The following is a 14,585-nucleotide window of genomic DNA, read 5'->3' as shown; positions in this document are numbered from 1 at the left end:
AAAAGAATATTTATACCTGCCTTTTTATATCTTTAATAGCGTGTTACACAAAACTGATCCTGCTTATGCGACTCAAGCTTATCTGTACAGTATTTCCCTTGGCTGCTATGCTGTTGGCATGTGGTAGAAATGCAACAAAAGAGCCGTTGGATGTACGCAGTTATAACGACTGGACTGCCTATGCCGGTGCTAAAGACGGAAACAGATACTCTTCCAACGATCAGATCAGTACCCGGAATGTGGCACAGTTGGAGGTGGCATGGTCGTATAGTTCCAACGATAAAGATCCTGAGAACCGTTCTCAGATGCAGTGCAACCCGATAATTATTAAAGGAACCATGTATGCCACTTCGCCACAACTTAAATTACTGGCCTTAGATGCTGGCACCGGTGAAGAAAAATGGGTGTTTGATCCGTTTCAGAAGCAGACAGGTTCTAACCTGAATAGCGGAATTTTTAATGTTAGCAGAGGTGTTGTTTACTGGCAGGATGAAAGGGAAGAAAACGGACGCATACTTTATACTGTAGGAGCGAAGCTATATGCCATAGATGCTGCAACCGGTACTCCGGTAGAAAGCTTTGGCAGGAGCGGCTCCCTTGATCTAAGGGAAAACCTGGACCTGGAATGGGATGCCTCCACTGCCTATGCTGCCGGTACTTCACCAGGCATCATTTACAAGGATCTGCTGATTATCGGCATGCGGCTTTCGGAGGGACCTGATGCGCTGCCGGGGCATGTCCGGGCTTTTGACGTGCGTACCGGAGAAAGAAAGTGGATATTCCATACCATTCCACACCCGGGAGAATTGGGCTACGATACCTGGGAGAACCCTGAAAGCTGGAAAAGGATTGGCGGAGCGAATAGTTGGGCAGGTATGTCTTTAGATGAAAAGACGGGAACTGTTTATATTCCGACCGGCTCTGCTTCTCCTGATTTTTATGGGGGCGTGCGGAAGGGGCAGAACCTGTTTGCCAATAGCCTGATTGCTTTAGATGCTGCCACAGGTCGTTATAAGTGGCATTACCAGGTGGTGCACCACGATCTGTGGGATCGCGACCTGGCAGCTAACCCGAACCTGGTGCAGGTAAAACATCGTGGTAAAACTGTTGATGCAGTAGCCCAGATCACCAAACACGGCTATATTTTTTTACTGGACCGGGAAACAGGGCAGTCCCTCTTCCCGGTTAACGAGGTGCCGGTACCGGCCTCTGAACTGGCAGGAGAAGAAGCCTGGCCTACACAACCAATACCTACTTTGCCGGAACCTTTTGCAAGACAGAGATTTGAAGAAGAGGATGTGACAGATCTTTCTCCTGAAACGCATGCCTACATGTTGGAGCAGTACAAAAAAGTAAAGCACCGTACCATGTTTGCTCCACCCAGCAAAGCCGGCAGCTGGATTTTTCCGGGTTTTGATGGAGGAGGTGAGTGGGGAGGGGCCGCGGTAGACGTGGAATCCGGTATCATGTATGTCAACAGCTCCGAAATGCCCTGGGCACTCACAATGGTAGATGTTCCGAAGCATGCGCTTAAAGATGCCTCTCTGGCAGGTTTAGGAAGAGCGACTTATGATAAATACTGTATGACCTGCCATGGACCGGAACTCAAAGGGAATAGCCCCTCTTATCCTTCTTTGGTAGATCTGCACAAGAAGTACAAAAAGCAGGATTTAATGCGTGTGCTGGATAATGGAAAAAACATGATGCCCTCGTTTAGGCACATCCCCGCTAATGAAAAACAGGCTTTGCAGGTATTTCTGCTGCACCTTGACGAAACAGATGTTTCTGCACAGGTAGTGGCTTCCTCAAAACCGGGTGGTGCTGAAGCCAGTAATGCAAAAGAACCTTCTGCAGCGCAGGCAGGGGTAAGGAGCGTGCAGGACGAGGTGCATTATACCATGACAGGGTACAACCGCTTTGTAGACAAAGACGGCTATCCGGGTATAAAGCCACCTTGGGGTACCTTAAATGCCGTTGATCTTAACTCCGGTAAGCTGCTCTGGAAAGTACCCCTGGGGGAGTATGAAGAGTTAACCAGAAGAGGGATAGCACCGACAGGCACAGAGAACTACGGCGGCCCGCTTGTAACCAAGGGAGGAGTGATTTTTATAGGAGCTACAAAAGATGCTAAAATCAGGGCGTTCGATAAGCTAACGGGCAAGGTGCTTTGGGAGGCGCAACTACCGGCACCAGGCTATGCCACGCCAGCGACCTACACTGTTAACGGGAAGCAGTTTGTCGTAATTGCTTGCGGGGGCGGCAAGATCGGCAGCAAGTCCGGTGATCAGTATGTGGCTTTTGCTTTGCCGGAGAAGTGAGTGCATGTTTAATTTTGTTGCATTGCTGGCATTGCAACAAATAAAGGATACACAGGTTCTGAAGCAGACGCCGAACATGCCAGCTGGTTGTTTAGTTATTTATCTGAATAGTGATACCATGTGCATTGTCGCTGCCTGGCGACGGGAGAATGGCTCCGACAGATAGTTGCCAGTTACCCGGAAGCTGAAACTCTACTCCCAGGTTGAACACACTTCTTTCGTTGGTGCCAGAGGTATAGTCGCCAATAAGCTTAAATTTATCTTCAACAAGGGGTACGTCAAATCCAGCCATAAGGCCTATATTGTTACCTTCTCCCAAAAAGGTGCTGTTGCCATAGTAGCCACCCAGGATCAGCTTACTTTCACTCGGCAAAGCAGCCGAAAGATTAAGGTAATTAAAAGAAGACAAATTTACTTTACTGGCAATGTTGGTGCCCGACCAGGTGCCAATGCCCAGCTCAAAAGTTTTACTAATTTCAACGCTTTTCTGAAAGTTCAGTAACACATCAGGGTTTTCGGCAGGCGCTACCGAGTCATAAGGAAGTACGTTATGGCGGGAAGTGTAATTTATAGTGAGGTCGTTCAGGTTTATTCCTGCCTGAAATCTTTTGCCTAAGCCGTAGGTGAGAATGTTGCTCAGCTGTATATTATCACCGGTAATCTGAAAACCAGGTTGCAGGTACAGCTTGCCTCGTTCTACAGGTTCCGGATCGGGAATGGTAAAAATATTCTTCTGACTTACTGCAGAGAAACAGATAAAGGAAAAGAAAAAGAGTAAGTAAACTTTTTTCATTGTAAAACAGGAAATATAGGTTAATAGCTAAAACCGGAAACCGGCAGCTGAATTTAAATTTCCCTATTTTACTGTTTTGAGCAAAAAGAAGCTGAAAATTGCGCTATTTACTCTTTTCCTGTAACGGAAGGTATGGCAGGCTTACTTAAAGTATTTTTCTATTGCGATGGCTACACCGTCTTCTTTACTGTTTGCTGTAATCTCCTTTGCTGCTGCTTTAACCTCATCGCGGGCGCTGCCCACTGCTATGCCCATTCCTACTGCTTTCAGCATCTCGATATCGTTATAGTTATCGCCGAAAGCAGCCATGTCGGCCATCGTAATGTGGCTGAACCTTTCCTGTAGCAAACGCTCCAAGCCACTGGCTTTGGAGATACTTCGTGGGGCCAGTTCCAAGTAGGTTGATTTAGACCGGTAGATGTGAATCTGTTCACCAAACTTTTCTTCCAGCTCGTTCCCCATCTGCTCTATTTCCTGCTCGTCGCCCATGCACATTATTTTATGAGCTCCATTTTCAGTTTCACGCCACATGTTCAACACCTCCTCATTTCTCATAATAATCGCAGAAGCCTTGGTAATGCGTTCTTCTCTTTCCGTCCAGTTATCTACTTTGGGGGCGTACCAATTATCTTCTGAGAAAAGGCTGATGTGTAAGCTGGTTTCATTTGCCATGCCTATGATTTTAGAACAGATGGAAAAAGGGATCTTAACTGTTTCGAGTACGACAGGTGTGGGAGAGCTACTTTCGTAGTGGATGACATAACCACCGTTATAACAGATCATGGGATGATGCAGGATATCCAGTTCTTCCTGTAGATGCAGCATGGCACTTGGCATGCGCGACGAAGCCAGAATAACAGGTATGGTTTTGCCTAAATTTTTAATGGCAGCAATAGTTCTGGAAGAGAGCTGTCTTCTGCTGTCGAGCAAGGTTCCGTCTATATCGGTGCAAATACCAAGTAACTTCATGGGTGCTTATTTAATTAACAGAGATGCGGGTTGCAAACAACCGCTTTAGCCTGCAATTTAGGCAGAAATACGCAATGGAAAAGATCTGGCCTGTATTTTAAGCAGGCTAAGCTGCGGCTTAAAATACAGGCCAGACTTTATGGGTGTCCGGTATGGGCTTAAATTACCGTTGTCTCTGCCGCTTCTTGTCTTCACGGGCCCGCTTACGTTCTTCGCGTCTTTGTTTAGCCCGATCTCTCCAGTTTTCAAATGTCTGCACAGCTTTATCGGTGACATGATCTACGATGCGGTCCAGGAAATTCTTTTCAGCTTCAGGAGGCGGCGCGGCGCGGTAAGACTCGCAGTTCAGGTAACCCTGCAGTTCAGCCGGTAAGGGTTTAAAGCGACTGTTGTAGTAGCCTTTATAGTCCGGATCGCGGGCTATTCGCCTGATATAGTCGCCCCAGATAGGCAGCGCTGTGTTTGAGCCCTGCCCCAGTGCCAGTGTTCTGAAGCGAATGCTTCGACTTTCACCTCCAACCCATACGCCGGTTACCAACTCAGGGGTAATGCCAATAAACCAGCCATCGGTTTGATCCTGGGTGGTGCCGGTTTTCCCTGCTATGTCCATGGCCAGGCCAAATTCGGAGCGTAGTTTGGCCGCACTTCCTTCTTCCACCACACCCCGCATCAGGTGCAGCATTATGGCAGCATTGGCTCTGGATAAAGCCCGGCTTTTTACCTCCTCCGGCCTGTGCTGCCTGATAACATTTCCATTCCGGTCTGTAATTCGCTCAATGTAAACCGGCGTGGTTTTATAGCCATCGTTTGCAAAAGCGGCATAAGCGCCTACCATTTCGAAAAGAGATAAATCTGCTACTCCCAGGGCCAGTGCAGGAACTTCAGGCAGATCGCTCTGTATACCTAACCGCTGTGCCAGCCTGACTGTACGATCTACCCCGGCCTGCATAATAAGCTGTGCTGAAACTGTATTAACCGAATGTGCCAGGGCACCGCGCATGGTATACTCTCCTCCGTATTGCTCATTCGCGTTTCGGGGCGACCAGTTGTCGTTGGTAGGATAGGTTATGCGCTCATTCGGAAAAAAAGCACAGGGTTCCACGCCCTGTTCGAGGGCAGCTGCATACACAAACGGTTTAAAGGTAGAACCAACCTGCCGCTTCGATCTGACGTGGTCATACTTAAACACATGATGGTTTATGCCTCCCACCCAGGCCCTTACATAACCTGTGGCAGGCTCCATAGAAAGTAAGCCTGTGTTCAGGAAGCGCTGGTAATAGGCCAGCGAGTCGTAAGGACTCATATCTCGCCGTTTACTGCCGCCCCAGCTATACACAGTCATCGGCACTGGTTTCCGGAATACCTCCCGTATTTCTTCATCCGATTTTCCGGCGGCTTTCAGCTTTTTATATCTGTCGGAGCGTAACATGGCATTCTGAAGAACAGAAGCATTATTTCCCCAGGGGCTACGGCCTTTCCAGTGTGCATCAAACTGCTTTTGCAATGCGGCCATCCGCTGTGTTATTGCCCGCTCAGCATGCAACTGCATACCTGCATCAATGGTAGTGTATATTTTAAGCCCGTCGGTGTAGAGGTTATAGGGCTCTCCGTTCTTTTTTTTCTGTGATGCACACCATTGTACCAGCTCCTGCCGCAGCTGCTCTCTGAAATAAGGGGCCATGCCATCGTTGTGTGTAACATAGGTATAGCGAAGCTTCAAAGGTAGTTGCTGAAGAGAATCTGCTTCGGCCGGGCCTAAGAAGTTATACTTTGCCATCTGGCCCAACACAACATTGCGTCTGCGCCTGGACCGCTCCAGGTCGAGTCTCGGGTTATATGTAGTGGTTGCTTTCAGCATGCCTATCAACACGGCTGCTTCTTCTGTTTTTAACGAGTCGGCGGTAGTGTTAAAGAAGCGCCTGGAGGCACGTTCTATGCCATACAGGTTACCACCCATAGGCACTGTGTTCAGGTAAAGCTCCAGAATTTCTTCTTTGGTATAAATGCTTTCCAGTCGCCGGGCAATAATGATTTCCCGGAGTTTATTGATGGGCATATCCCAGAAGCGGTAATCTTTCCGGGGGTACATATTTTTGGCAAGTTGTTGGCTCAGCGTACTGCCCCCGCCGGAGCTTTCGTTCTGGAGTAGAAGCGATTTAACAAGAACACGGCCCATGCTTCGGATATCGAGGCCCTGGTGTTTGTAAAACCGCACATCTTCCGTAGCAATAAGCGCATTTACGGCCGAAGTCGCTATATCATCGAACTTAACGTTAGTCCGGTCCTGGATGTAGTATCTTCCAAGCAGCACACGATCGGCAGAATAAACTTCTGAAGCAGCGCTATTCTGTTTTGCCCGTAGCTCCCGGTGGGACGGCATATGACCGAAAAAGCCAAGGTATACGGCAAAGTAAAAGCATACCAGCAGAAGAATAACCACCAGCCCAATTTTATAAGCTCCTTTCAACAGGAAAATGAGATCAGCTTTCTGCCACTTTAGCTGCTTTATCCTGCTCCACTTATCTTTCCAGTAAGCTGCAGTAAATTTTGGTTTCTGGCTTTGAAAGAAATGAGAAAATTCTGTTTTGAAAAACTGCAGTACAGGGAGCACCATCCCGTACATCAACAAGCGAAATAATTTCAACAGGGCTCTTTTTATATTCATTTAATGGTTTTCTATGCTGCAAAATGCCAGGTGCCAATGCTCCCGACGCAGCCTTAATCTTTTGTTAGATACAGCTGTAAAGCTGCTTTTTCTCAGCCCGAAGGCCATAACATTACCTATATTCTGTCGTGTAAGTTACATACATTCCGGTTCTATATCTTGTTTGTTGTATTGCACGTTCATCTGGTGCAGGTGCCACGGCAAAAATGAGGCCAGTACAGCTGCTTGTTATCATTCAATCTTAAATGCATACTAGCCTGCCATGGCTGCATGCTTGTTTTAAAACTAATTGCCGATTATAGAGTAGTGTAAAGTGGTTCAGGCCTTGGAATTGAAGGAAAGGCAAAGGATTCTCTAACTAATCTGTATGAGGCGACAGCTACTATTAATGATTTTCCTGCAATTTATCAGTTTATCTCTTCTGGCACAGTCTACTGACCTGGAGGCGAAGTGGGACGAGGGGTTAAAGTTTGAAAGCCGCGACGGTAATTTTAACATACGGGTAGGAGGCAGGGTGCACTATGACATGGCTTTTTTACGACAGGCATCGGCACTGGATACAGTTGAGGGAGGGGCAGGAAGTAGTGTGGAGGTGAGGAGGGCACGCCTGGCATTTAGCGGTGCCATCAATAATCGGTTTGAATACGAGTTTGAATTTACGTTTGGTGAAACTGTATCGTATGCCGACCTCTACGTCGCCTTTTTACGGGTGCCTGTTGTGGATCGTGTCACCATCGGGCATTTTCGGGAGCCCTTTGGCATGGAAGAGCAGATAAACAGTAACTACATTGTGTTTATGGAAAGGTCGCTTACCAGCGCTTTGGGTATATCCCGGAATACCGGTATTATGCTGCAGAAAAAGCTCCTGAGGGATAAGCTTCACATTTATACAGGCATTTACAGAATCACAGATGAACTGGCCGAAGACCTGGAAGGAGATGGAAACCACTCATTGAGCACCCGCTTCGCATATAATCCTTTGTATGACAGTACCGCTAACCGGGCACTTCATATAGGTCTGGCTTTAAATACCCGCACGCCAAATGATAATGAATATGAAATTAAATCTTATAACGAGACTAATACCGGTGCCCGCTATATAAGAACCGGCATGCTGGAGCATGTAAAAAACGTGCGGCAGATCGGAGGTGAACTAGGCTATTCAGAAGGAAACCTGTGCCTGCAGGGGGAGTATGTGCATGCTTTTGCCCGCCTTTCTGAAATAGAAGATGAACTGACAGAGCAATATAACAGGGAGTTTAATGCTTATTACCTGATGGCCTCTTACTTTCTGAAGCGTGGCAGCCGGAAGTATAATGTTAACAGCAACGAATTTTCCTCTGTATCACTTGATGAGCACGAAAGGCTGAAAGGTGCCTGGGAACTTGGGCTGCGCTACTCCCGCATTAATCTACTACACACCGACAGGCAGTTTTCGTCTCTGGCTGATGTTACGTTGGGACTTAACTGGTATTTTAACGCTTCTACCCGTATGATGATGAACTATGTTTACAGCCGGATTAATGGTAATTATACGGCCAACTCGTTACAGTTCCGGGTGCAGGTGAGCTTTTAACGGTGGTACAAAAGCAAATGGCCCATGCGGCAGGTGAATTGCTGCATGAGCCATTTGCTATAAGGTTGTGCCAGTTGTCGGTTATTCTACGGTTTTAGGTTTAGAGCCGATAAAACCATAGTATAAAATGTACAGGTAGCAAAACAGCGGAATCAGGAATGAAAGCTGCAGGTTGCCTGTTACGTCTGCTACAACACCCTGCAGTGGCGGCACAATTGCTCCACCTACAATAGCCATTACAAGCAACGACGAACCCTGGCTGGTATGAATTCCCAGGCCTTTGATGGCCAGTGTAAAGATAGTAGGGAACATGATAGAGTTGAACAAGCCTATTGCTATAACTGACCACATGGCTAACTGGCCTTCGGCAAAGATGGTGATCAGCAACAAGCCCATAACGCTGGCAGCAAAGAAACCTAAAGTGCGACTCGGTATAAAGCTGCCTATCAGCAACACGATAAAGTTAACAGCTACCAGGCCAATGGTGATCAAGGCTTCGTTCATGCCATAGATACTGTAAACGGCAGCAAAAGTAATAGCACCAATCAGGGCAAAGATCAGGTATTTGTAAGAGTTGTTCTTAAACTGAGCAAGGGCAACGGCTCCAAAGAACCTGCCGATCATGGCGCCTCCCCAATAAAAGGCCAGAAAGTGTCCTGCTTCTGTTTCTCCTAAACCTGCTATCTGCGGTAATTTAAAAAAGTTGATCAGTGCACTACCGATAGACACCTCACCTCCAACATACATAAAAATACAGATGATACCCAGAACCAGGTGGCGGTGCTTCAGAGCGCCAGCGTCTGCAATAATTTTACCTTCACCGGTTACATGGGGCAGCTTCGCCAGTTTAATTAATACTGCTATCAGCAGCAAGGTTGCTGCAAGGCCCAGGTAAGGCATTTTAACAGCATCGGCACCAGATGCCTGTAACTCCTGTACTCCTTCAAAAATAAGATAACCTCCTATAACAGGTGCTACAGTCGTACCCAGCGAGTTAAGTGCCTGTGTCAGGTTCAGGCGGCTGGCAGCTCCTTCAGGTGCACCCAGGATGGTAACATAAGGGTTAGCGGCAATCTGTAGAATGGTGATGCCGGAGGCCAACACAAAAAGCGCCACCAAGAAGAAGGCGTAGCTCTCGAGGCTGGCGGCCGGGAAGAAAAGCGTGCAACCAATGGCCGCTACAATCAAACCAACGATAATGCCGTTTTTGTACCCGATTTTCATAATCGGGTCGCCTTTTGTTATGGAAAAAAGAAAGTAAAGCAGCGAAATAATAAAGTATGCTCCAAAGAATGCCGTCTGGATAAGCATTGCCTGCCAGAGTTGCAGGGTAAATACCTGCTGCAGCTTCGGTATCAGGATATCATTCATGCAGGTGATAAAGCCCCACATGAAAAAGAGCAGTGTTACAATAGTAAGAGGCCCGGAAAAATTTTGCCTGCTATCGTAGGGCGTTTCAGTAGGCGTGGGTTTGGTAGACGGAGAAATTCCAGCCATGGTATAAATGTTTAAAAATTATGAATAGTTTTAATTAAAAATTTGACTCAGCTTACCTGGTGCTATCGCAAAAGGTTGTGCTTCATCGTTCGTAAAATTCTATGGGTAACTGGTCAGGATCTGAAAAAAATACAAACTTCTTCTGGGTAGTCGGATCTATTCGTATGGCTTCCACGGGCACTCCTTTTTCTTGTAGAGCCGCTGCGGCTGTCTCTATGTTTTCAACTTCGAAAGCCAGGTGCCTGAGACCTGTCGCCTCTGGTTGAGATGGCCGTTGTGGCGGGTCAGGAAAAGAAAACAACTCAAGTATATAGGCACCATTCAGCGCCAGGTCCAGCTTATAGGACTGCCTTTCTGCGCGATAAACTTCCCTGATGATCTCCAGCCCAAGTACCTGAGTGTAAAACTCCTTCGATCTTGTATAGTCTGAACAGAGAATAGCTATATGATGGACCTTGTTAAGTTTAAGCATTGGTTAAAATATCCGAAGAAAAGTATGCAGGCACTTTAATTTTGCACTTACAATCTTGTTAAAGAAAACTATTTAAACCTGTTTTATCAGATCGGCATCTAAAGTATAAAAATTTACTTAACATAAAGTAAGTGGTTACACATTTATTTTAAGCGTTATTATGACATTTATCTTATTTTCCCATCCCAAATTCAGCTGACAGACTACTTTTTTTCAGCTTCTTCAATTACTCATTACTTTATAGTACAAAAGCATACTGGCAAGCATTTTTTGCGTATGCTAAAAAGCACTTAAACCTTATATTTTTTAAATCTATGTTTGGGTTTTGGCCTATAGAACTAGCCCTTAATGGTTTAAGAAGTTTTAAAAGAAAGTCTGTCCGTTTGAAGGAGATAATCTGAGAAATAGTTTAAGAAGCTGATATAAGATAAAGTGCAGAAATTATAAGTTTTTAATGATTGTTATAACGCTGTTTTTACTAAATTTGACGAAGCTTATATATTCGGAATAGCTAATTTATAGTGAAGGGTTATATCGGTTAATTTTAATAATGTTTTTAATATACATTTGTCAAAGTAAAACCTGAAGAAAGTAAACATTTTTACTTAATGTTAGTTGTTTTAGCCAAATCAGCTGTAGTAGTTGTACACTTGCAGAAATAAAGCCAAGCTTTATGCTGGCAGGTGAAGCAGGTAATTAGCAGGAACACAGGATTGAATTGCCTGCTGTTTTTAATTTAAAGGAGTAAGAATTTAGTATGCCTCAGATTAAGAATGTTTTACTGGTCGACGATGACTCTGCCAGCAATTTTATTGCACAGCGATTGCTAAAGAAGGTAAACAGTATAGAGCATATCAGTACGACCCTGAACGGAAAGGAGGCCCTTGATTTTGTAGAGAAGCATCAGGGGCAGGATACCTATCCGGATCTGATCTTATTGGATATTAATATGCCTGTGATGAATGGCTTTGAGTTCCTGGAGCATTTTCAGAGGTTTTCCTTCAGCGGTCCTGTCCGGATTGTATTGCTGACTTCTTCCATCTCACCTAAAGATGTGGAAACTGCCAGTTTGTACAATATCGGGGAGTTTATTAATAAGCCCCTTACTGCGGATAAGGTGCAACAGTTGGTGCTAGGGGCATAAGCACTAACGCTGCTGTACTTATCTTTTCAATTTGTTTGCCTACGATCTTTCTGGCAACTCTCTTGTTTCTAACTGGTTACTGCAGGAAATGTATCGGCGAATCTAATCTATCTGTACCTGCAGGTCCGGCTAAATTCTCTGGTTTGGTTGCACCGATTTCTATAAGTTGATGTTTAACAGGTATGGAATATTTTGTAAAGAAAGGCTCAATAGTTCGGGAAATATGGGGGAAAGGCGATACAATTCTGTTTATCTTTGCCGGAGCATCCGCAGAATTTGCGCTGAATAAAGCCGTTGACTGGCTTTACTTTACGGGGCGTTTGCCAGCCGATCCGCTTGGCAGGCTTTTTTCTACTGTAGCCTATGCCCGCCAGATTGTTTTCCTGGAAAAATCTGCTGCTAATAATGCGATTGATAAAATGGCGGCTATTCATGCTGGTGTAGAAAAAGCCAGAGGAGCCTCTATTCCGGATTGGGCCTACCGAGATGTGTTGTTTATGCTCATCGATTATTCCATCCGTTCTTACGAAATATTGGAGCGGAAACTAAGCTTTTCAGAAAAAGAAGAGGTATTTGAGGTGTTTTACCGTGTTGGGAGCCGTATGGGCTTAAAAGAACTGCCTGCTACTTACCCGGACTGGCTGAAGATGCGTGCCGAACACCTGGAGCAAAACCTACGGATGAGCCTTTATGCCACCGATCTGTACAAGCAGTATAAGAAGCACCTGGGTTTTATCAGGTACCAGCTGCTGCTGCAGGCGCAACTACTGGTCGTGCCGGGGCGTGTGGCTTCCCTGCTGCAATTGGGCAACATTCCGTTTTTAAAGCCTGTACTGGCAGCCTACAAATTTAGCCGTTATATCAGGCTGGATAACGTCATGAAATCCATCATACTGCCTTCCGCCTATAAATCAGAGATCAAGGAACTGGATGTAGCGCTTTCTTAAGATGTGCCTGTATGCTCTGGCTGTAGCTATAAGGTGGATCGGCACGTACTTACAGAAGAAGCAATAGTTTTCAGCAAAGCATGTGGCAGGAGGCGACTTTCTTTTTTCATGGTTCCCTGAATGATTTTCTTTCAAAGAAGAAGAAAGAAGCATGGGTGGCGTATGCCTTTACGGGCACACCGGCTGTAAAAGATGCCATAGAAGCGATGGGTGTTCCTCATCCCGAAATAGGTAAAGTTCTGGTTAACCAGGTGCCGGTTGGTTTAAACTATCTTCTTAAGAAGCAGGACCGGGTGGAGGTATACCCTTTTTCTACACCAGCTACTGTTCCCGGTATGCCCGCCTTTGTATTGGATGTGCATTTAGGCACCCTGGCTAAGAACCTGCGGCTGCTGGGCTTTGATACACTTTATCAGAATACTTATTCGGATCGGGAAATCGCCACTATAGCCGAAGCAGAAAACCGTATTGTGCTAACCCGCGATGTTGGCTTGCTGAAGCAAAAATCAGTAAAGTGCGGGTATTGGCTGCGCTCTCAACATTTGCAGGAGCAGCTGGAAGAGGTAATGCAGTATTACCACCTGAAAAACTACCTAAAGCCGCTCACGCGCTGCCTTGCCTGCAATGGCTTACTCAAAGAAGCCGCAAAAGAAGAAGTATTGGCGCAATTACCGCCTAAGACAAAGATCTACTTCCATGAATTTTACAGATGCCTCGATTGCCACAGGGTATACTGGAAAGGCTCTCATTATGAAAGAATGGAGGTTTACATCCGGCAGTTAAAGGAAAACAGTGATGCTAAAGAATCAGGGCCAGCACACAAAAAGCATCAATAACCAGCAGAGACAGGCTGATGTCTTCCCGTTTCCCTACTGCAATTTTGATGAACGTATAGCTTAAGAACCCCCAGATTATACCCTGGGTTATAGAATAAGTGAAGGGAATAAGGATGATGGCCAGAAAAGCCGGTATGGCATCATCCAGCTGAAACCAGTTGATTTTTGTAATAGGGCGTACCATAAATACACCTACCAGCACCAGGGCAGGAGCAGTTGCAATGGAGGGTACGATAGATAAAAGGGGAGCCAGGAAGAGAAAAGGCAGAAATAACAGCCCACCCACCACTGCTGTCAGACCTGTGCGACCACCTGCCTCTATACCAACTGCCGATTCTATATAAGCCGTTCCGGGACTTGAACCAACCAAGCCTGCCAGTGTTGTGGCGACGGCATCTGTTGCCAACGCCCGTTTCACGTTACGGGGCTCGCCATGCTCATCCAGTAGATTAGCGGCCTCGGCCAGACCTACAAAAGTGGACAGGCTATCGAACATATCCGTAAATACAAAGGCAAAAATAACGGGTACAATAGCCCACTGCAGCGAGCCCAACAGGTCCAGTTGAAAAAGGAGGCTGAAATCTGGTGCGGCCAGAAGTCCCTGCCAGTTTACAAGAGGAGTAGCGTCCAGCCCCCACCACCTGCCAATAGGATAGGCAGCCAGCGTCGTGAGTACTATCCCGATCAGGATCGCACCCTTCACCTGCCTTGTGACAAGAACAGCCGTTATAAGCAACCCAAATACGAAGGTAAGCAGAGCAGGTGTAAGCGGACCTATGCCTAAAATGGTGGAAGGATTGGAAACTATGAACTGTGCATTAGCCAAGCCGATGAGCGAGATAAATAAGCCTATACCTGCCGCAATGGCATAGCGTAATGTTCTGGGAATGGCTTTTACTATAAAGGTACGAATGTTAAACACAGACAGGAGCAGGAAAACTACTCCCGACCAGAATACGGCGCCTAAAGCTACCTGCCACGCAACTCCCATACCCATTACCGCTGAGAATGTAAAAAAAGCATTTAAGCCCATGCCCGGTGCTACCAGTATCGGGTTCCGCGCATAGAAACCCATCATCAAGCTGCTGAAAAAGCTTACCAGAACGGTAGCTGTAAGTACGCCTGCAAACGGCATTCCAGCCTGGCTCAAAATATTCGGATTAACTACTATAATATAGGAAGTAGCCAGAAAGGAGGATACGCCTGCTATAATTTCGGTCTGTACTGTTGTTCCGTTCTTTTTAAGTTCGAAGTATTCCTCCATTGGCTGGTTGCTCGGGTAAAATATGTATAGTTTTATGATCTGGCCGTTTAAGGCTGCCTTACCAAATGTAATAATTATCTTGCAGCTTTCTAATTACGTTTAAC

11 protein-coding genes are annotated in these 14,585 nt (G+C 46.1%); 5 read left to right on the top strand and 6 right to left on the bottom strand.

Annotation, left to right across the window (positions count from 1 at the left end):
* Positions 1 to 65 precede the first annotated feature (65 nt).
* On the top strand, positions 66 to 2,318 hold the full coding sequence (locus tag C1N53_RS10035) for a PQQ-binding-like beta-propeller repeat protein (protein WP_137759178.1): 2,253 nt from the start codon (positions 66 to 68) through the stop codon (positions 2,316 to 2,318).
* 91 nt (positions 2,319 to 2,409) lie between these two features.
* On the opposite strand, the gene C1N53_RS10030 is transcribed toward C1N53_RS10035, so the two are convergent.
* The 3 genes from C1N53_RS10030 to C1N53_RS10020 all read right to left on the bottom strand — a co-directional run bounded on the left by C1N53_RS10030 (position 2,410) and on the right by C1N53_RS10020 (position 6,745).
* The gene (locus C1N53_RS10030; RefSeq protein WP_137759177.1) at positions 2,410 to 3,111 is read right to left on the bottom strand and encodes a hypothetical protein; all 702 of its coding nucleotides are present in this window, start codon (positions 3,109 to 3,111) and stop codon (positions 2,410 to 2,412) included.
* Positions 3,112 to 3,252: 141 nt separating this feature from the next.
* On the bottom strand, positions 3,253 to 4,080 hold the full coding sequence (locus C1N53_RS10025; protein WP_137759176.1) for a Cof-type HAD-IIB family hydrolase: 828 nt from the start codon (positions 4,078 to 4,080) through the stop codon (positions 3,253 to 3,255).
* Between the two features lie 163 nt (positions 4,081 to 4,243).
* On the bottom strand, positions 4,244 to 6,745 hold the full coding sequence (locus C1N53_RS10020) for a penicillin-binding protein 1A (protein WP_240773449.1): 2,502 nt from the start codon (positions 6,743 to 6,745) through the stop codon (positions 4,244 to 4,246).
* A gap of 388 nt (positions 6,746 to 7,133) precedes the next feature.
* Between C1N53_RS10020 and C1N53_RS10015 the strand changes: the two genes are divergently transcribed.
* Positions 7,134 to 8,321, top strand: coding sequence for an OprO/OprP family phosphate-selective porin (locus C1N53_RS10015; RefSeq protein WP_168194006.1), 1,188 nt, complete (start codon positions 7,134 to 7,136; stop codon positions 8,319 to 8,321).
* Between the two features lie 81 nt (positions 8,322 to 8,402).
* Here the strand turns inward: C1N53_RS10015 and C1N53_RS10010 are convergent, their stop codons facing one another.
* Positions 8,403 to 9,818, bottom strand: a complete 1,416-nt coding sequence (locus tag C1N53_RS10010) for a sugar MFS transporter (protein ID WP_137759174.1) — start codon at positions 9,816 to 9,818, stop codon at positions 8,403 to 8,405.
* 82 nt (positions 9,819 to 9,900) lie between these two features.
* On the bottom strand, positions 9,901 to 10,290 hold the full coding sequence (locus C1N53_RS10005; RefSeq protein ID WP_137759173.1) for a VOC family protein: 390 nt from the start codon (positions 10,288 to 10,290) through the stop codon (positions 9,901 to 9,903).
* A gap of 757 nt (positions 10,291 to 11,047) precedes the next feature.
* Between C1N53_RS10005 and C1N53_RS10000 the strand changes: the two genes are divergently transcribed.
* From C1N53_RS10000 to C1N53_RS09990, 3 genes are all read left to right on the top strand, one after another.
* Positions 11,048 to 11,434: a response regulator gene (locus tag C1N53_RS10000; protein WP_137759172.1), complete on the top strand. Its 387-nt coding sequence runs from the start codon at positions 11,048 to 11,050 to the stop codon at positions 11,432 to 11,434.
* A 182-nt stretch (positions 11,435 to 11,616) separates the two neighbouring features.
* On the top strand, positions 11,617 to 12,381 hold the full coding sequence (locus C1N53_RS09995; RefSeq protein WP_137759171.1) for an oxygenase MpaB family protein: 765 nt from the start codon (positions 11,617 to 11,619) through the stop codon (positions 12,379 to 12,381).
* An 80-nt stretch (positions 12,382 to 12,461) separates the two neighbouring features.
* Positions 12,462 to 13,217 (top strand): Mut7-C RNAse domain-containing protein, encoded by a 756-nt coding sequence (locus tag C1N53_RS09990; RefSeq protein ID WP_137759170.1) that lies wholly within the window; start codon positions 12,462 to 12,464, stop codon positions 13,215 to 13,217.
* Here the strand turns inward: C1N53_RS09990 and C1N53_RS09985 are convergent.
* Positions 13,180 to 14,481 carry an NCS2 family permease gene (locus C1N53_RS09985; RefSeq protein ID WP_137759169.1) on the bottom strand — a complete coding sequence of 434 codons (1,302 nt, stop codon included), beginning with the start codon at positions 14,479 to 14,481 and terminating at the stop codon, positions 13,180 to 13,182. The genes C1N53_RS09990 and C1N53_RS09985 overlap by 38 nt on opposite strands.
* Positions 14,482 to 14,585 lie beyond the last annotated feature (104 nt).

The organism is Pontibacter sp. SGAir0037 (assembly GCF_005491705.1).
Classification (GTDB): Bacteria; Bacteroidota; Bacteroidia; order Cytophagales; family Hymenobacteraceae; genus Pontibacter.
Note: the sequence above shows the minus strand (reverse complement) of the source record. Positions and strands in the feature narration are given on the sequence as shown.

Excerpts from the sequence above, each read along its gene's own strand:
- C1N53_RS09985 (WP_137759169.1), bottom strand. The coding sequence starts at position 14,481 with ATGGAGGAATACTTCGAACTTAAAAAGAACGGAACAACAGTACAGACC.
- C1N53_RS10025 (WP_137759176.1), bottom strand. The coding sequence starts at position 4,080 with ATGAAGTTACTTGGTATTTGCACCGATATAGACGGAACCTTGCTCGAC.
- C1N53_RS09995 (WP_137759171.1), top strand. The coding sequence starts at position 11,617 with ATGGAATATTTTGTAAAGAAAGGCTCAATAGTTCGGGAAATATGGGGG.
- C1N53_RS10035 (WP_137759178.1), top strand. The coding sequence starts at position 66 with ATGCGACTCAAGCTTATCTGTACAGTATTTCCCTTGGCTGCTATGCTG.
- C1N53_RS09990 (WP_137759170.1), top strand. The coding sequence starts at position 12,462 with ATGTGGCAGGAGGCGACTTTCTTTTTTCATGGTTCCCTGAATGATTTT.
- C1N53_RS10020 (WP_240773449.1), bottom strand. The coding sequence starts at position 6,745 with ATGAATATAAAAAGAGCCCTGTTGAAATTATTTCGCTTGTTGATGTAC.
- C1N53_RS10030 (WP_137759177.1), bottom strand. The coding sequence starts at position 3,111 with ATGAAAAAAGTTTACTTACTCTTTTTCTTTTCCTTTATCTGTTTCTCT.
- C1N53_RS10010 (WP_137759174.1), bottom strand. The coding sequence starts at position 9,818 with ATGGCTGGAATTTCTCCGTCTACCAAACCCACGCCTACTGAAACGCCC.
- C1N53_RS10000 (WP_137759172.1), top strand. The coding sequence starts at position 11,048 with ATGCCTCAGATTAAGAATGTTTTACTGGTCGACGATGACTCTGCCAGC.
- C1N53_RS10015 (WP_168194006.1), top strand. The coding sequence starts at position 7,134 with ATGATTTTCCTGCAATTTATCAGTTTATCTCTTCTGGCACAGTCTACT.
- C1N53_RS10005 (WP_137759173.1), bottom strand. The coding sequence starts at position 10,290 with ATGCTTAAACTTAACAAGGTCCATCATATAGCTATTCTCTGTTCAGAC.